Source organism: Lelliottia jeotgali (assembly GCF_977070485.1).
Genome location: NZ_CDRVFO010000002.1, coordinates 338,387 through 354,162, shown reverse-complemented (window position 1 = coordinate 354,162; position 15,776 = coordinate 338,387). Strand labels below are relative to the sequence as shown.

Here is a 15,776-nt window from a genome sequence, read left to right as displayed (position 1 = left end):
GCTCCAGGGACAGGCCGGGAACATTCAGTCTAGCCCCTGGGCACTGCACGAGGATCGGCAGGGCGCACGCTTGATCGCAGTGCGTCAAGCGCAGTGATTGCCGATGCCTGGCCAAATCAGAAAAGCCCTACACGCAATGGAGAATTATCTAGCCTTTGCACGCTTCACTTATCCATCCGGCAAGCACGATCATCTCCACAGCGGGCTATTACGGACTTTTCAGGGAGATTCAGGTTTGTCGGACTTCCAAGCAAAGCTGCAGCACCTTACCGCTGAACAGGTCGAGGCGCTGTACAGCGAATACATCAGCGGTGAAAAGATTGCACACCTGCTCAAGCGCTACGCCATCAACGTGGCACCCAGCAGCCTGATCAAGGCCTTTCCCCCCCTGCCCTGCGCCGCCCTTCGGTGCCCCTACTGCAAAACCAGCCTGTACGAGCGGCGCAAAAGCCGCACGGCTGCCAGCTGCCACGAAAACATGGCGTTCTGTAAAACCTGCGAGCATCGCCATTACTTCCCCGGGCGTCGGCAGTGGCACCGTGTTTGCGTGTGTCAACCGTGCCTGGCGGCGCGTCAGCAGGCCAGGCTGGAGCTGCAAGCGCTACAGCGCCAACGCATAAGGGAACACTGGTCACTGGCCAGACGCCAGCCGATCCCCCTGCGCAGCCTTTCGATAACCCGCAAGCTGCAACTGTTGGCCCTGCTGGAGGTGCGGATGGACAAACAACACGACCGGCTGCTGCCGGCGGAGCATCCCACTGGTGGTCAATGGGTCAGCCCTTCCAAGGCCATGGATGCAAGTCTGCTGCAGGCTTTGCAAGAGGACCTGATCCTGCTGGTCGACCCTGATTCTCCGCCGGCATGTTTCAGCAATGACCTAACGCCCAGGGCATGGCGTGACAAAGTGTACTGGGTAGTCAATGTAAGCCTGCACGGCCACCAACGTGCAAGCCTGATGCTACTGCATCGCGCGCTGCTTGAACTGCTGGGCGCAGGCCCCCGGCCCGAGTGGCGCGAACAGCTCAGTGAGGCAATCACAACCCTGGCGATTGAAGAGGTGTGTGCGTGCATCGCTTCGCGCTGCGCAGCGCATGGCCTGCCCTTCGAAGCCAGGGAAAAGGCCGCGCGGGTTGCCGCGCACCTGCTCGGCATGCTGCCAGTAGCGTCTGCCTTGTCGCTTGTCGACGGCGCGGTGCACGGCGCGCTTGCCTACGTAGCACGCAGCCATGTCACGCCGCTTCATGCCAGCAGCACCATTCCCGCCAACATGCTGGCGGCAGCTGAACGGGCCGTGAGCGAGCAGTGGCAGTTCAGCCCGTGCAGCTACGCAAGCGACGCAGCGCGCAGCCGCTACAGCCACGCGCTGTTCGATGTACTGCTCAAACAGGAGGATCACGGCCTGCGGCGCAGGATTGCCGAATACATCGAGCAGCTTCCCTGTCGTGGCGCATAAAGGCAGTAACTGCGAGGTTCTCTCCAGGCGCTTGACGATCCCGCGTACGGGCCGCTTCCAACACGCAAAGCGGCCTGTACGCCGGAGCGCTCTAGCCCGCCTTTTGCAACATCCTGCAGACAATTCCCGCACCCAGCAGTGAACCTGCATACAAAAATGAGGTCTTTCGCTGACGGTCAATTCACCGACCGGTTCGCCGGCCAGCTAACGTTCAAACGTCAACGGGCCTATTTTTCCTGATGCAGCGAAGACCCAACATGCCTGAATCCCGCCCAGCCTCCCTCGCCCTCCCTGCCCTGCGCGGCAGCCTGATCGCCGCCCTGGTGGCTCTCGCCGCCCCCGTGCATGCCCAAGAGCCGGCCAGCGATGCGCGCTGGGTCAGCGACAGCCTGAGCACCTATGTACGCAGCGGCCCTACCGACGGCCACCGCATCGTCGGCACACTCAAATCCGGACAGAAGCTGACCCTGATCGGCAGCCAGGGTAATTACAGCCAGGTGCGCGGGCAGAACGGTGACCTGGTGTGGATCCTCTCCAGCGACCTGCAATCGGTCCCCGGCCAAGGGGAGCGCTTGCCTGAACTTGACGCGCAAGTGGCGCAGTTGTCCGGGCAGCTGAAAACCATCGATGACAGCTGGAAGAACCGCGTACAGGGCATGCAGGAAACCCTCGACTCGCGCAAAAAGCTGGTCGACGAACTGCAAGCACGCAACCAGGCATTGAACGAACAGCTTGATCAGGCCCAGTCGAACCTGCGCGATGCTCAGGCGCGCCTGGGCGATGAGAACAAACAGGTAATGATGCGCTACATGGTCTACGGCGGCAGCATTGCCGGCGCGGGCCTGCTGGCGGGGCTGATCCTGCCGGCGCTGACCCGCGGTCGCAAGAAGAACGACCGCTGGTTCTGAGGCTTATCCGGCCCAGTACCAACCTGATCGCCGGCGAGCAGGCTCCCACAGATACCTCATCGGTCAATGTTTCAGCAAGGATCCTGTGGGCGGGCTCGGCGGCGATCAGGGCAGAACTGGATGGCCGCTATTTGTTGCGGGCCTTGTTGTAGATGGTCTTGGCCTGGTCGGCGGAGGACTGGCATTTGGTCATGTCACCCGCCTCCCGAGCATCTTTGGCATTTTGCATATGCACCTTGAAGTCATGGGCCATGCCACCGTGCATTGCCTGACCACTGGCCTTGTGCATGTCTTCCAGTTCCTTGATCTTCGCATCGCAATTGCTGGCGGGGTCGGCATGGGCGGCAAAACTCAGCACAGAAGCAATTACCAGCAGTGTCATGGATTTCATGGAGCGGTCTCCTCGGAAATCGGAAAGGTCATCGAGAGGCATTGGCTCGACGCAGCAAATAGCATAGTCGGCCAAGCGCGCTGACGCTTGGGCTCAGCCTTGCGGTCGCACTCCCTCGGCAAACAGGAAATCGATGAATAGCCGCACCCTCAACGGCATGTGCCGAGCCTGAGGATAGATCAGCATGAAGGGCTGCGAGGTACCGCCGTATGCCGTCAGGACCTCCACCAACTCGCCGCTGTCCAGCGCGTCCTGCACGGTAAAACGGTAGGCCTGCATCAGCCCGCCACCATGGCGCACCAAGGTCGCGGTGGCGAGGAAGTCGCCCAGACAAGTGAAGCCCCCTTGCGTCTCGAGTTCCAGCTCACGGCCCTCACGACGAAAACGCCAAGGCGGCCGGCGGCCGGTACTGGCCAGCTCGAACTGAATGCATTCATGCCCGGCCAAGTCCTCCGGCACATGCGGCGTACCCATCCGCGCCAAATAGGCGGGAGTTGCCACCACCACTAGTTCGGCGTTCTCCAGCCGCCGTACCACCAGCCGCGAGTCAGCAGGCTCACGGCCGCGGATGGCGAGATCAAAGTGCTCCTCGGCAAAGTCGACGTTGCGGTTGCTGACGTGCACGTCAACCTGCACCTGCGGGTAGCGTTGCCGAAAATGCGGCAGCAGCGGCAACAGGCGGTAGTGGGCATAGGGCGTGGGCGCACTGATGCGCAAGCGGCCACTGGGCATGGCCTGCCCACCACTGACCTGGCGCTCAGCCTCGACCAGTTGTCCGAGGGCTTGGCGACACTGCAGGTAATACGCCTGCCCCGCCTCGGAAAGACGCATCAGCCGGGTGGTACGCACGAACAGGCGCACCCCCAGACGCTCTTCCAGGCGCGCCACGCTGCGGCTTACCGCAGCCGGTGTGACCCCCGCCTCGGTGGCGGCGGCGGTGAAGCTGCTACGTTCGGCCGCCAGACAGAACAGCTCCAGGCTGCCCAGTTGCAGATCATCGAAATGGCGGGTCATGACGGCTCGATTAATTACACAGTGTATGAATTGAAATGCCTTGCAGCGTATTTTTCAAGCACGCGTTACAGCCTAAGGTGACCTCCACAACGAGCCACAGGCTCACTTTCTGGAGAACGCAAGCATGACTCAGCCAAAAACCGTCATTGTCACAGGGGCCTCCAGCGGTCTGGGCTTCGCCCTCACCAAGGCTTTCCTGGAACGGGGTGACAATGTGATCGGCAACGCCCGCAGCCAGGCACGCCTGGACCAGGCCGCCGCCCGCCTCGGCCACCCCCGACACTTGCTCGGCGTGGCAGGTGACATTGCACAGGCTGATACCGCCCGGCGGCTGATTGCCGCAGCCGTAGACACCTTCGGCGGCGTCGACATACTGATCAACAACGCCGGTATATTTATCCCCAAACCGTTTACCGATTACACCGAGGCCGATGTCGACACTCTGGTCGGCACCAATCTCAAGGGCTTCTTCTACCCAGCCCAGGCGGCGGCGCGGGTTATGGCCGAGCAAGGCCATGGGCATATCATCGCCATTACCGCATCCATCGCCCTACAGCCAGATACCCGGGTGCCGGCGCTGCTACCGGTGCTGGTCAAGGGCGGGCTCAACCAAGCTGTCAAAGGCCTGGCTCTGGAGCTGGCAGCCAGTGGGGTGCAGGTTAACGCGGTGGCACCGGGAATCATTGATACGCCACTGCACAGCGGCAATGTTGAGGGCCTGGGTGCGCTGTCGCCGAGCGGCCGGACCGGCTCGCCTCAAGACGTGGTGGACGCCGTTTTATACCTGACCGACTCACGCTTCGTCAGCGGCGTCATTCTTCCGGTGGACGGCGGCAGCACCGCCGGTACCTGGCACTGAGCAAAGGAGCGACCAGCCATGCCTTATATCCATATTCGCGTAACCGACGAAGGGGTCAGCGCGGAGCACAAACGTCAGTTGATTGAGGGCACCACCCGTTTGCTGGAGCAAGTCCTGGGCAAGCCGCCAGCCAGTACATTCGTCGTGATCGAAGAAGTGCCGACGGATAATTGGGGCGTGGGCGGGGAGACCGTGACGGCGGTGAGACGACAAGCACACAGGTGACCCCCTGGGGCGGGCTGTGCGGCTCATTCACCACAGCCACTCACTGCCGCAACCGCTCCAATGCCTCCAGCACGAACCTCGTCGCCCGCTCGGTCTCGCCTTCCCGGCAGGCAATCCCCAGTTGCCGCCACAACCCAGGGCGCAGCGGCCGGCGCGCAATGCGCCGGTCCAGTTCGGCCATCTCGCCTTCCTGGGGCAGCAAGGTAGCGCCATAACCGGCACCCACCAGGCTCTTGATCGCGTCGTTGTAGTTCAACTCGATCCGCGGCTCAGGATACAACCCGGCGGCAGCGAACCACTCTGCGGTCACCCGCGACAGCTGGGTGCTGCTGTCATTGAGAATCAGCGCTCGCTGCCCAAGCCAGGCCGGGGAGACCCTGGCCGGTGGCTGCCAGTCGGCCGGCACGTAGGCCAGGATCGGGTCGCGCCGCCAGGCGGTGACCTTGATGCCCTTGCCCGCCACCTGCGGCAAAGCCACCAGGCCGATATCCAGGGCGCCTTCGCGCAGCCGCACCAGAGAAGCCTGGGAGGTCAGCACCTGCACCTGTACATCGATGCCTGGATGTGCAACCCGCAGGTGCTCCAATGCCTGGGGCAACAGGTGGGCGATGGCGCCGGTCGAGGCGCCCAGGCGTACCCGACCGGTCAAGCCTTCGACCTGGCGCCGCACTTCATCCAAGGCAAGGTCGGCATCGGCCAACAGCCGGCGGGCACGTAAGAGCAGGGTTTCGCCTATAGCGGTGGGGCGCACCTGGTTACGGTTACGGGTCAACAGCGGCGCACCGACCTTCGCTTCGAGCTCGGCCACGTGCAGGCTGATGGTCGGCGGTGCCAGGTTGAGCTGGCGCGCGGCCTCGGCGAATGACCCCAGATCGGTAATGACCACAAGGGTGCGGAGGCGATCGAGGCTGATTTCGCGCATGGGGTGGGCCGGCTCAGGGTGACTTTCGTTCAGGAAATATGAACGTCTGCATCATGATATTCAAATTTTGTTTACCACGATGACAAGCGAGCATAGGCCATCTTTCTTTTGAACGGACCCGACCATGCGCCACCCCATTGTCTTCATCGACGGCGACCAAGGCACCACCGGCCTACAGATCCATGCCCGCCTGCAAGGACGCACTGATTTGCAACTGCTGACCCTGCCCGACGCCGAACGCAAGGACCCGCAACGGCGCAGCGACGCCATCAACAGCGCTGACATCGCCCTGCTCTGCCTGCCCGACGACGCGGCGCGCGAGGCCGTGTCGGCCATCCGCAACCCAAAGGTGCGGGTGATCGATGCGAGCTCCGCGCATCGCACCACCCCCGGCTGGGTCTACGGCCTGCCTGAACTGGCCCCGCGGCAGGCCGAGCACATTGCCTTGGCCAAGCGGGTCAGCAACCCCGGTTGCTACCCCACTGGCGCCATCGCCCTGCTGCGCCCGCTGGTGCAAGCTGGCCTGTTACCCGCCGACTACCCGCTGAGCATCCATGCCATCTCCGGCTATTCCGGCGGTGGCCGTGCGGCGGTCGAACGCCATGAGCAGCCCGGGGCACAGCAGGCGCCCACGTTGCAGATGTACGGCCTGGAGCTGGCGCACAAGCATGTACCGGAAATCCAGCTGCATGCCGGCCTGGCAGCCCGGCCGATGTTCATGCCTGGTTATGCGGCCTATCGTCAGGGCATCGTCCTGAGCATCCCGCTGCAATTGCGCCTGCTGCCAGGCCAGATCCGCGCCGAGCAATTGCAGGCATGCCTTGAACGGCACTACCAGGGCGCACGCCACGTGATGGTCTCCCCACTGCACCAGCAGGGGGCGGCCTCGCCGCTGGATCCTGAGGCATTGAACGACAGCAACGACCTGCGCCTGGCCCTGTACGCCAACCCCGAACACGGCCAGGTACTGCTCACGGCAGTATTCGACAACCTGGGCAAGGGCGCCTCGGGTGCGGCGGTGCAAAACCTCGAGCTGATGGTCGCAGCACTGCAGGCCCAAGGCTGACAGGCAAAAAAGGGGTAGACTGTGTGTCCCGCATCAACCGGTGCGGGGCGATCCAACAGCCGCCGGAGCCCGTCCACCGATGTTCATTCTGAGCCGCCTCGACAGCGTGCCGCCCGAATCTTTCCAGAACCAGATCCGTGAGCTGGTGATCCACCATGTCGGCGAACTGAGCAGCGTCGCCATTCGTGCCGACAATCCGTTGTACCCGCTGTACCAGTACGGCGTCGGTATGGAAGTGCATCAGTACCTGCAGGCCATGGACGGTACGCGCGGCCTGGCCGTGGAGCTGACCCTGGCACTGGACGCCGAAGCGCCGGACCAGATGCTCGGTTTCGCCCTGACGTTACCGGCCCAGGACAATACCCAAGCCTGTGCGCTGGCCTTTCTCGCCGTGGCGCCTGGGCATCGCCGTCAAGGTATCGGCCGCGCATTGCTGGCCGATGTGCAGGCGCGCTTTGCCAGCGTCGAACTGAACGCCTTTGCCAACCAGGTGCCATGGTTCGAAGCGAGGGGCATGCAAGTGGTGGCCGGCAGTGGGCCGCAAGTACTGATGAGCAGCACCGGCCAGGCCAGCGGCGCACTCATCGGACGACTGGATATCGCGCCAATCTACCAGGCCACTGAAGTGCACCAGATTCACACCTACCTGCTCAATCAGCAGGGTGAAGATGCGATGATCGAAGCCGAGCAGCAGCGCGATGAGTGGCTGGATGAGCTGACGGCGCAGGCCATCGCATGTGTGAGGCAACGCAAGACGGTGCATTGAGCTCAGGGCCTCATCGCCCCCCGCGATCAGGCCTGAACAAGCACTTGAGCTAGACCTGACTCACCGGAATATCTCCCCCACCTTTGCCCTCGCGCCGCTCCCCTATCCAGTCACTGACCTGCTGGCCGAACTCCGCCGGTGCCTTGCGCCCAAAGCGCCGTGCCAGGTCGAGGATAGTCTGCTGCGCCAGGGCCTCTTCCATCCGCTTCTGCGCCCCCAGCATCACTGCATGAATCGCACAGGTGCCCTCGGTGGCCCAACCCGGCGGTGAGCCTTCGAACAGCGTGCAACGCTCGCGTATCTCGCGGCAGTCGAAGATCTTCTTCGGCCCGTCAATAGCATTGACGATGTCCAGCACGGTGATCTCGTCCGACGGCCGTGCCAGTCGAAAGCCCCCTCGCACGCCTTCGGTCGCTGCCACCAGTTTGGCCCGGGCCAGTTTGGTGAATACCTTGGCCAGGTATTCCTGCGGCACCCCCTGTAACTGCGCCAGGTCGCGAACGCTGGACTCGCGGGTATCACCGCGCTCGTCAACCAGGTACAGCAGGCAATGGATGCCGTATTCAACGCCAGCACTGTAGAGCGACATATAAATCTCCGACCAATCTTGTCGCCAAGATTACGCTGATCGGCGTGCGATGGCAAAGCCAGGAATGCCATTGGTCGCTAGCCGTGATCCCTCTGTATCTCCATGGAAACCTTTATTCATATGCCTTTCAGCGTTCAGATCCGTTCTTTGGTCAGCGTTCGGCAGGAAAAAAGAGTTGCACGGATGAACTACGATCACTACAGTCGCAGTTATTCGAAGCAGACACACCCCGCTCGAAGCCCCCTTACCCACGGAGCATCCTCATGAAATCTAACGTTCTGATCATCGGTGCCGGCTTTGCCGGTGTATGGAGTGCATTGAGCGCCGCCCGCCTGCTCGACAAGGCCCGGCGCGACGACCTGAGCATCAGCGTGCTGGCGCCCCAGCCTGAACTGCGTATCCGGCCACGCTTCTACGAAGCCGACGTGCATGCCATGAAGGCGCCAGTGGGTGAGCTGTTCGAAGCCGTGGGCGTGCAGTTCCTCGAAGGCCACGCGCAGACCATCGACGCCCAAGGGCGCAACGTGAGCTACACCGACGCAAGCGGCCTGCCCCAGCAAATCGCCTATGACCGCCTGATCCTGGCAGCCGGCAGCCAGGTGGCGCGCCCGGCGATAGCAGGTATGGCCGAACACACTTTTGACGTCGACCAGATGGAGTCGGCTGTGCGCCTCGAGCAGCACTTGGCGGGCTTGGCCGCCCTGCCCGCCTCACCGGCACGCAACACCGTGGTGGTTTGCGGCGGTGGTTTCACGGGCATCGAGACCGCTACTGAAATGCCTGCCCGCCTGCGTGCCGTGCTCGGTGACGCAGCGGTGCGCGTGCTGGTGGTCGACCGCGGTACCCGTGTTGGCGCCGCGCTGGGCGCGGGCATCACGCCTTCGATTGTCGCGGCTTGCGAACAGGCGGGCGTCGAGTGGTTGGCCGGTACATCGGTGGTTGCGGTTGATGCCGGTGGCGTCACCTTGGACAACGGCGAGTACATCGCCAGTAAAACCGTAATCTGGACTGTGGGCGTCAAGGCAAGCCCGCTGACCGCCCAGGTGGCCGGCGAGCGCGACAACTTCGGCCGTCTGAAGGTAGACGACCACCTCAAGGTGGTTGGCCAGGCACACATCTACGCCACGGGTGACACCGCCTGGGCAGCCGTCGACGAACTGGGCAACCATGCGCTGATGACCTGCCAGCACGCCATCCCCATGGGCCGCTACGCTGGCAACAATGCCATGGCCGACCTGCTCGGCGAACAGCCGGTCGTGTATCGCCAACCCAAGTACGTCACCTGTCTGGACCTGGGTGGCTGGGGCGCGGCGTTCAGTGAAGGCTGGGAGCGCGAACTTAAATTGCAAGGCCAGGAAGGCAAAGCCCTCAAGCGCCAGATCAACACCGTATGGATCTATCCACCAGCCGCTGACCGTGCCTTGGCCCTGGCGGCCGCCGACCCATTGATTCCGATCGTTTAACTGCAATTTCCTGACAGATCCGTCAATAAATGACGGTTTTATCAGCTGATGACGCTGCATTGAATGTCTGGTCAATAATGATGGCAATATGGCACTATTCTGAAAAACAATAATCAGAGGTGAGGCACATAACCATATTGCAGCACATTGAGAGCTTGGCACCGCCCCGGTGAACCGGGAGTTTGCCATGCCCTTGATTGCGCACCACCGTCAAGGAACATTCCATGCAGTTACGGAATATGAAGATCGGCATTCGCGCTGCCAGCGTATTTGCCCTGTTGGGCGCCCTGGTCCTGGTCATGGGCCTTATAGCACTTTACGAAACCCGGCAGATGGACGAGGCCACGGACGAAATCCGCGTCACCTGGATGCCTGCCGTGGTCGCCCTCGGTGACATCAGTACCAACCTCGGCCGCGCCCGCGCTATCACCCTGCGCGCCGCGCTGGATGACAGCCACAGCGAGCGCATGCGCAACATCGAGTTGTTCAAACGCATCAATGAGCAACTCAACAACGGCCTGAAAGACTATGAAGCCACCATCATCGCCGCCGATGACCGTGCCCTGTTCAACGCATTGATCGCGGCCCATCAACAGTACTTCGGCCTGCAGTCGCAGGTACTCAAAGACATTGCCGCCGGCCGCATGGCCGAGGCCAAGCAGCAGATCAGCGGGCCGCTCACCCAGCACGCCGACACCATGATGAAAGCCCTGTCGGCCTTGATCACGTATAACAGCAAGGGGGCCGAACAAGCCTCGCAGCGCAGCAGTGACGTGGCCGACGAAGCCTTCGCAGCCATTATCGGTTCACTGCTGGTGATCATGATCGCCTTGGTGGCCATTGCCACCGTGCTTACCCGCAGCATCGTCGTGCCATTGGCAGATGCCGTGGCCGTGGCCGAACGTGTCGCCACCGGCGACCTGACCCAGGACATCACGATTACCGGCCGCGATGAACCAGCCTTGCTGCTGCGCGCCCTGAGCCGCATGCAGGCAAGCCTGCGCGATACCATTCGCAAGATTGCGGCCTCGTCCGACCAGCTGGCCTCGGCTTCGGAAGAGCTGCACACGGTTACCGAAGATACCAGCCGTGGCCTGCACCAACAGAGCGCGGAGATCGACCAGGCGGCGACGGCCGTCAACCAGATGACCGCCGCCGTAGAAGAAGTGGCGAACAACGCGGTGAGCACTGCAGATGCGTCCCAGGGCGCCGACCGCACCACGCGCGATGGCCGCGATCAGGTCAACCAGGCGCTGGCCTCTATCCAGCACCTGGTCGATGACGTCACCGGCACCTCTGCCGAAATCGAGCAGTTGGCCAGCAATGCCAACGAGATCAGCCGCGTGCTCGATGTGATTGGCGCGATTGCCGGCCAGACCAACCTGCTGGCCCTCAACGCTGCCATCGAAGCGGCACGTGCCGGTGAAGCGGGCCGTGGTTTTGCCGTGGTCGCCGATGAAGTGCGTGCCCTTGCCCACCGCACCCAGCAGTCCACCGCAGAGATCGAACAGATGATCGCAGGGATTCAGAACGGTACCGAGCGTGCGGTGACGGCCATGCACAGCAGCCAAGGCCGTGCCACCGGTACGCTTGAAGTGGCACAGGGTGCCGGGCAGGCGCTGGAAGTGATTGCCGAGGCGATCGCTTCGATCAACCAGCGCAACCTGGTGATCGCCAGTGCTTCGGAAGAACAGGCACAAGTGGCGCGGGAGGTGGACCGCAACCTGGTCAACATCCGCGACCTGGCGATGCAGACCTCGGCGGGCGCCAACCAGACCAGTGCGGCGGCGCAGGATTTGTCGCGCCTGGCGGTTGATTTGAACGGCATGGTCGCGCAGTTCAAAGTCTGATCTGAAACTACAGGGGCCGCGTTGCGGCCCTTTCGCGACACAAGGCCGCTCCTACGCAAACGCTTGAGCTTTGGTGTCGCGAAACCCCGGGCAACTACCCTTTGGCGCTGACAGCCCGCACAGCCTTCTCGGGCTTGTTCCGCGTAGCCAGGCAGTAATACAACGGCACCGTCACGATCAAGCCGAACAGCCAGGACAAGTCCGCCCCCTCGACAATGTTCGAATATGGCCCTACATAAAGCGACGTGTTCGCAAACGGCAACTGCACCAGAATCCCGCACGCATAGGCAATGATCGCGTGGGGGTTGAAGCGCCCGTAAATCCCGCCATCAGCGCGGAAGATCGAGGCGATGTCGTACTCGCCCTTCTTGATCAGGTAAAAGTCGATCAGGTTGATCGAAGCCCACGGCACCAGCACCAGCAACAGTGCCAGGATCAGCCCGATGAAGTGGCCGATGAAATCCGCCGAGGCATTGAGCGCAACCATCCCGCACGCCACCAGAATCACTGCAGCCAGCATTACCCGCACCTTGATGCTAGGCGTCCATTGAGCGAAGAAGGTCTGGATGGCCGTGACGATCGACAGTACCGCGCCATACAGGTTGAGGGCGTTGTGGCTGATGATGTTGAGCAGGAACAACACCATCAGGATCGGGCCCAGCCAGCCGGTGGCCTGCTTGACCGCGTCCATCGCGTCGGTGCCTTGGGGCACGCACAGCACTGCCACCGCACCAAAGCTGAAGCACAGTATGGTGCCCAGTGTGGCGCCGAAATACGTCGCCCAGAACGGCTTTGCAATACCGACTTCCTTAGGCAGGTAGCGCGAGTAATCGGAGGTGTACGGGGAGAAGCTGATCTGCCAGATGGTGCCCAGCGATACGGTGGCAATGAAGCCCGAGAGGTTGAACGCGCCTCGGCTTAAGAAGTCGGCGGGCAGTTCCTGGGTAAACATCATGATGAAACCGGCCAGCAATGCCGACCCCATCACCCAGGTGCCAATGCGGTTCAGGCTATGAATGAAGCGGTAGCCGATAACACCGATCGCCGTCGCGCTCAGGGCGCCGATGACAATCGCCGTAGGCATCGGCACGCTCGGAGCAATGCCGTGGATCGACTTGCCTGCCAGCACGATGTTGGAAATGAAGAAGCCAACATAGATCAACGCCGTGAAGAACACGATCAGCAAGGCACCGTACCGACCGAACTGGCCGCGGCTCTGCACCATCTGTGGGATCCCCAGCTGTGGTCCCTGCGCAGAGGCCAGGGCGATGACCACGCCCCCGATCAGATGGCCCAGCACGATGGCGATCAGGCCCCACAGCAGGTTCAGGTGGAATACCTGGACCACCATGGCGCCGGTGACGATAGGCAGTGGCGCGATGTTGGTACTGAACCAGAGGGTGAACAGGTCGCGCGCCTTCCCATGGCGCTCGGCAGGTGGAACGTAATCGACCGTGTGATTCTCGACAAACTGGTGTTGCGATGACGGTTGGGACATGGTTTTCAGCTCGAAAGGTCGTTTTTATCTTTGTAAGGAAACCGCGTCTAGGCGGCCTCTCAGCTGCGGACCATATTATGGTATTCCAAACTTTTGACAACACTGATTCGGTTTTAAAAACCCTTACTGATCCGGTTCAGCAGCCGCGACCACGCCGTGATGTTTTCAGCTAAGCCCCATTTCACGCGGCTTTGAGCCACTCATCATGTTTTTTACACCGATAAAAATTCCGCTTGCAAAACTAGTATTACGGTATACCATCAGACACATCAACGATAAAAAGCGGCCCACCGCTACCCCCTTCGAGGTACACGCCATGATCGACGCAACCGTTTACAAGAACGTCTTGGGCTCCTTCCCCTCAGGCGTCACCGTCATCACCACCCTGGACGACGACGGCTCGATCGTCGGCCTTACCGCCAGCGCCTTTTCTTCCCTGTCGATGGACCCGCCGCTGGTGCTGTTCTGCCCCAACTACAGTTCCGATTCCTACCCTGTGCTGATCAAGAACAAGCGCTTTGCCATTCACCTGCTCTCTGGTGAACAGCAGGCTGAAGCCTACGCCTTCGCCAAAAAAGGCAAGGACAAGGCCGCCGGTATCGAGTGGACCCTGAGTGAACTGGGCAACCCGGTGCTGGCGGGGGCCACTGCGGTGATCGAATGCGAGTTGTGGCGTGAATATGAAGGTGGCGACCACGCGATAATGGTCGGCAAGGTGCACAACCTGATCGTTCCCGAGCAGGCCCCACGGCCGATGGTCTACTGCCGCGGCAAAATGGCCAGCCTGCCCGCCTTCGCCTGAGACGCCTAACGTTATTACTGACGCCTGGCACGCCAGGCGAGACTTTCAAGCTGCGAGGAATGCCCCATGAAATTTTCGTTGTTCGTACACATGGAACGTTGGGATGAACAGGTCAGCCACCGCCAGCTGTTCGAAGACCTTACCGAACTGACCCTGATGGCCGAGAACGGCGGTTTCAGCACCGTGTGGATCGGCGAACACCACGCCATGGAATACACCATTTCGCCAAGCCCGATGCCGCTGCTGGCCTATCTGGCTGCGCGTACCGAGAAGATCCGCCTGGGCGCCGGCACCATCATTGCGCCGTTCTGGAACCCGATCCGCGTGGCCGGTGAATGCGCCCTGCTCGACGTGATCAGCAACGGCCGCATGGAAGTGGGCCTGGCCCGTGGCGCCTACCAGTTCGAGTTCGACCGCATGGCCAATGGCATGCCAGCCACCGACGGCGGCAAGGCCCTGCGCGAAATGGTCCCGGCGGTACGCAAGCTGTGGGAAGGCGACTACGCCCACGAAGGCGAAGTCTACAATTTCCCCACCTCCACCAGTGTGCCCAAGCCGGTGCAGCAGGGCATGCCGCCGATGTGGATCGCTGCGCGCGATCCGGACTCACACAACTTTGCGGTGAAAAACGGCTGCAACGTCATGGTCACCCCGTTGATGAAGGGTGATGAAGAAGTACTGGACCTGAAAAACAAGTTCCAGGCTGCACTGGACAACAACCCCGAGGTACCGCGCCCGCAACTGATGGTGCTGCGCCACACCCATGTGCACAGCCCGTCGGAGCCCGATGGCTGGAAAATCGGCGCCCAGGCCATTTCGCGCTTCTACCGTACCTTCGATGCCTGGTTTGGCAACAAGACGGTCCCGGTCAACGGCTTCCTGGAACCAAGCCCAGAGTCGAAGTTCGCCGAGGTGCCGGCCTTCGCGCTGGAGAACATCCGCAAGAACACCATGATCGGTACACCAGAAGAAATCATCGCGCGCATCAAGTACTACCAGGAACTTGGCGTCGACGAGTTCAGCTTCTGGTGCGACAACAGCCTGCCCCACGCCGAGAAGAAGAAGTCGCTCGAGCTGTTCATCAAGGAAGTGGTGCCGGCGTTCGCCTGAATTCCCATTGCCTGAAAACGTTGCGGGATCAGCCCGCTCCCGGCGGCCGTGTTGGCCCTCGCGAGCGGGCGTTTTTTTAGCTGCAAGCAAGGGCGTACGTGCTCGTCCGCGAGCTTGGAGCTTGGAGCTTGAAGCCGGCTCACGCCGCCTTTCGTCTTCTCATCAGAGAAATTTCCAGCGGCCTCTTGCACAACAAATATTATGGTATACCATCAGACAACAAGAGCTGATAACCCTCACCAGGAGCCCCTCATGAGTTTCGAAATCCGCAAGATCGTCACCTACTCCGAAGAGACCCGCATCGAAGGCGGCAAGGCCACCGACAAGCCGGTGACCATGGTCGGCCTGGCCGTGGTGATCAAGAACCCATGGGCCGGCCGCGGCTTCGTTGAAGACCTCAAGCCGGAAATCCGCGCCAACTGCTCCGAGCTGGGTGCGCTGATGGTCGAGCGCCTGACAGCTGCCATCGGTGGCGCCGACAAGATCGAAGCCTACGGTAAAGCTGCCGTGGTCGGCGCCGATGGCGAGATCGAGCACGCTTCGGCGGTGATCCACACCCTGCGCTTCGGCAACCATTACCGCGAAGCCGTACAAGCCAAGAGCTACCTGAGCTTCACCAACAAGCGCGGCGGCCCGGGCACCTCGATCCAGATCCCGATGATGCAGAAGGACGACGAAGGCCTGCGCTCGCACTACATCACCCTGGAAATGCAGATCGAAGACGCCCCGCGTGCCGACGAAATCGTCGTGGTACTGGGCGCTGCCGACGGCGGCCGCCTGCACCCGCGCATCGGCAACCGTTATATCGACCTGGAAGAACTGGCTGCCGAAAAAGCCAACGCTCAATAACAACAACCAAG

16 protein-coding genes are annotated in these 15,776 nt (G+C 61.8%); 11 read left to right on the top strand and 5 right to left on the bottom strand.

All coding sequences use genetic code 11. The annotated features are described in order from the left end of the window. Positions 1–235 precede the first annotated feature (235 nt). Positions 236–1,453, top strand: a complete 1,218-nt coding sequence (locus tag ACW4TB_RS04095) for a hypothetical protein (RefSeq protein ID WP_254467735.1) — start codon at positions 236–238, stop codon at positions 1,451–1,453. Positions 1,454–1,710: 257 nt separating this feature from the next. Beyond that, positions 1,711–2,361 (top strand): TIGR04211 family SH3 domain-containing protein, encoded by a 651-nt coding sequence (locus ACW4TB_RS04090; protein WP_042111414.1) that lies wholly within the window; start codon positions 1,711–1,713, stop codon positions 2,359–2,361. A gap of 127 nt (positions 2,362–2,488) precedes the next feature. On the opposite strand, the gene ACW4TB_RS04085 is transcribed toward ACW4TB_RS04090, so the two are convergent. Both ACW4TB_RS04085 and ACW4TB_RS04080 read right to left on the bottom strand, forming a co-directional pair. Further along, positions 2,489–2,752, bottom strand: a complete 264-nt coding sequence (locus tag ACW4TB_RS04085) for a hypothetical protein (RefSeq protein ID WP_012314228.1) — start codon at positions 2,750–2,752, stop codon at positions 2,489–2,491. A gap of 93 nt (positions 2,753–2,845) precedes the next feature. Continuing rightward, the gene (locus ACW4TB_RS04080) at positions 2,846–3,766 is read right to left on the bottom strand and encodes a LysR family transcriptional regulator (RefSeq protein WP_012314227.1); all 921 of its coding nucleotides are present in this window, start codon (positions 3,764–3,766) and stop codon (positions 2,846–2,848) included. Between the two features lie 124 nt (positions 3,767–3,890). Between ACW4TB_RS04080 and ACW4TB_RS04075 the strand changes: the two genes are divergently transcribed. Together ACW4TB_RS04075 and ACW4TB_RS04070 are read left to right on the top strand one after the other, a co-directional pair. Then, positions 3,891–4,625: an SDR family NAD(P)-dependent oxidoreductase gene (locus tag ACW4TB_RS04075; protein WP_254467733.1), complete on the top strand. Its 735-nt coding sequence runs from the start codon at positions 3,891–3,893 to the stop codon at positions 4,623–4,625. An 18-nt stretch (positions 4,626–4,643) separates the two neighbouring features. Continuing rightward, a complete protein-coding gene (locus ACW4TB_RS04070; RefSeq protein WP_012314225.1) occupies positions 4,644–4,850 on the top strand; it encodes a tautomerase family protein in 207 nt (68 codons plus the stop codon). Positions 4,851–4,890: 40 nt separating this feature from the next. Here ACW4TB_RS04070 and ACW4TB_RS04065 read toward each other — a convergent pair whose 3' ends face one another. Further along, positions 4,891–5,772 carry a LysR family transcriptional regulator gene (locus tag ACW4TB_RS04065; RefSeq protein WP_012314224.1) on the bottom strand — a complete coding sequence of 294 codons (882 nt, stop codon included), beginning with the start codon at positions 5,770–5,772 and terminating at the stop codon, positions 4,891–4,893. A 124-nt stretch (positions 5,773–5,896) separates the two neighbouring features. Here ACW4TB_RS04065 and argC point away from each other — a divergent pair, with 124 nt between their 5' ends. Together argC and ACW4TB_RS04055 are read left to right on the top strand one after the other, a co-directional pair. Then, a complete protein-coding gene (gene argC / locus ACW4TB_RS04060; RefSeq protein WP_012314223.1) occupies positions 5,897–6,838 on the top strand; it encodes an N-acetyl-gamma-glutamyl-phosphate reductase in 942 nt (313 codons plus the stop codon). A gap of 79 nt (positions 6,839–6,917) precedes the next feature. Continuing rightward, positions 6,918–7,604, top strand: coding sequence for a GNAT family N-acetyltransferase (locus tag ACW4TB_RS04055; protein WP_254467731.1), 687 nt, complete (start codon positions 6,918–6,920; stop codon positions 7,602–7,604). Between the two features lie 49 nt (positions 7,605–7,653). Here ACW4TB_RS04055 and ACW4TB_RS04050 read toward each other — a convergent pair whose 3' ends face one another. Further along, positions 7,654–8,193 carry an RrF2 family transcriptional regulator gene (locus ACW4TB_RS04050; protein WP_012314221.1) on the bottom strand — a complete coding sequence of 180 codons (540 nt, stop codon included), beginning with the start codon at positions 8,191–8,193 and terminating at the stop codon, positions 7,654–7,656. Between the two features lie 263 nt (positions 8,194–8,456). On the opposite strand from ACW4TB_RS04050, the gene ACW4TB_RS04045 reads away from it, so the two are divergent. Both ACW4TB_RS04045 and ACW4TB_RS04040 read left to right on the top strand, forming a co-directional pair. Then, positions 8,457–9,656 carry an NAD(P)/FAD-dependent oxidoreductase gene (locus tag ACW4TB_RS04045; RefSeq protein WP_279933067.1) on the top strand — a complete coding sequence of 400 codons (1,200 nt, stop codon included), beginning with the start codon at positions 8,457–8,459 and terminating at the stop codon, positions 9,654–9,656. Positions 9,657–9,880: 224 nt separating this feature from the next. Further along, positions 9,881–11,506, top strand: coding sequence for a methyl-accepting chemotaxis protein (locus ACW4TB_RS04040; RefSeq protein ID WP_012314151.1), 1,626 nt, complete (start codon positions 9,881–9,883; stop codon positions 11,504–11,506). Between the two features lie 94 nt (positions 11,507–11,600). Here the strand turns inward: ACW4TB_RS04040 and ACW4TB_RS04035 are convergent, their stop codons facing one another. After that, positions 11,601–13,004, bottom strand: a complete 1,404-nt coding sequence (locus ACW4TB_RS04035; RefSeq protein WP_012314150.1) for a purine-cytosine permease family protein — start codon at positions 13,002–13,004, stop codon at positions 11,601–11,603. 316 nt (positions 13,005–13,320) lie between these two features. Here ACW4TB_RS04035 and ACW4TB_RS04030 point away from each other — a divergent pair, with 316 nt between their 5' ends. From ACW4TB_RS04030 to ACW4TB_RS04020, 3 genes are all read left to right on the top strand, one after another. Next, complete coding sequence (locus tag ACW4TB_RS04030) at positions 13,321–13,806, top strand: flavin reductase family protein (RefSeq protein ID WP_012314149.1); 486 nt, start codon at positions 13,321–13,323, stop codon at positions 13,804–13,806. A gap of 66 nt (positions 13,807–13,872) precedes the next feature. Beyond that, complete coding sequence (locus ACW4TB_RS04025; protein ID WP_204917808.1) at positions 13,873–14,916, top strand: LLM class flavin-dependent oxidoreductase; 1,044 nt, start codon at positions 13,873–13,875, stop codon at positions 14,914–14,916. A gap of 252 nt (positions 14,917–15,168) precedes the next feature. Further along, positions 15,169–15,765, top strand: coding sequence for an amino acid synthesis family protein (locus ACW4TB_RS04020; protein ID WP_003256068.1), 597 nt, complete (start codon positions 15,169–15,171; stop codon positions 15,763–15,765). Positions 15,766–15,776 lie beyond the last annotated feature (11 nt).

Coding starts and splice junctions, on each gene's coding strand:
- ACW4TB_RS04090 (WP_042111414.1), top strand. CDS start 1,711: ATGCCTGAATCCCGCCCAGCCTCCCTCGCCCTCCCTGCCCTGCGCGGC.
- ACW4TB_RS04085 (WP_012314228.1), bottom strand. CDS start 2,752: ATGAAATCCATGACACTGCTGGTAATTGCTTCTGTGCTGAGTTTTGCC.
- ACW4TB_RS04080 (WP_012314227.1), bottom strand. CDS start 3,766: ATGACCCGCCATTTCGATGATCTGCAACTGGGCAGCCTGGAGCTGTTC.
- ACW4TB_RS04075 (WP_254467733.1), top strand. CDS start 3,891: ATGACTCAGCCAAAAACCGTCATTGTCACAGGGGCCTCCAGCGGTCTG.
- ACW4TB_RS04070 (WP_012314225.1), top strand. CDS start 4,644: ATGCCTTATATCCATATTCGCGTAACCGACGAAGGGGTCAGCGCGGAG.
- ACW4TB_RS04065 (WP_012314224.1), bottom strand. CDS start 5,772: ATGCGCGAAATCAGCCTCGATCGCCTCCGCACCCTTGTGGTCATTACC.
- argC (WP_012314223.1), top strand. CDS start 5,897: ATGCGCCACCCCATTGTCTTCATCGACGGCGACCAAGGCACCACCGGC.
- ACW4TB_RS04055 (WP_254467731.1), top strand. CDS start 6,918: ATGTTCATTCTGAGCCGCCTCGACAGCGTGCCGCCCGAATCTTTCCAG.
- ACW4TB_RS04050 (WP_012314221.1), bottom strand. CDS start 8,193: ATGTCGCTCTACAGTGCTGGCGTTGAATACGGCATCCATTGCCTGCTG.
- ACW4TB_RS04045 (WP_279933067.1), top strand. CDS start 8,457: ATGAAATCTAACGTTCTGATCATCGGTGCCGGCTTTGCCGGTGTATGG.
- ACW4TB_RS04040 (WP_012314151.1), top strand. CDS start 9,881: ATGCAGTTACGGAATATGAAGATCGGCATTCGCGCTGCCAGCGTATTT.
- ACW4TB_RS04035 (WP_012314150.1), bottom strand. CDS start 13,004: ATGTCCCAACCGTCATCGCAACACCAGTTTGTCGAGAATCACACGGTC.
- ACW4TB_RS04030 (WP_012314149.1), top strand. CDS start 13,321: ATGATCGACGCAACCGTTTACAAGAACGTCTTGGGCTCCTTCCCCTCA.
- ACW4TB_RS04025 (WP_204917808.1), top strand. CDS start 13,873: ATGAAATTTTCGTTGTTCGTACACATGGAACGTTGGGATGAACAGGTC.
- ACW4TB_RS04020 (WP_003256068.1), top strand. CDS start 15,169: ATGAGTTTCGAAATCCGCAAGATCGTCACCTACTCCGAAGAGACCCGC.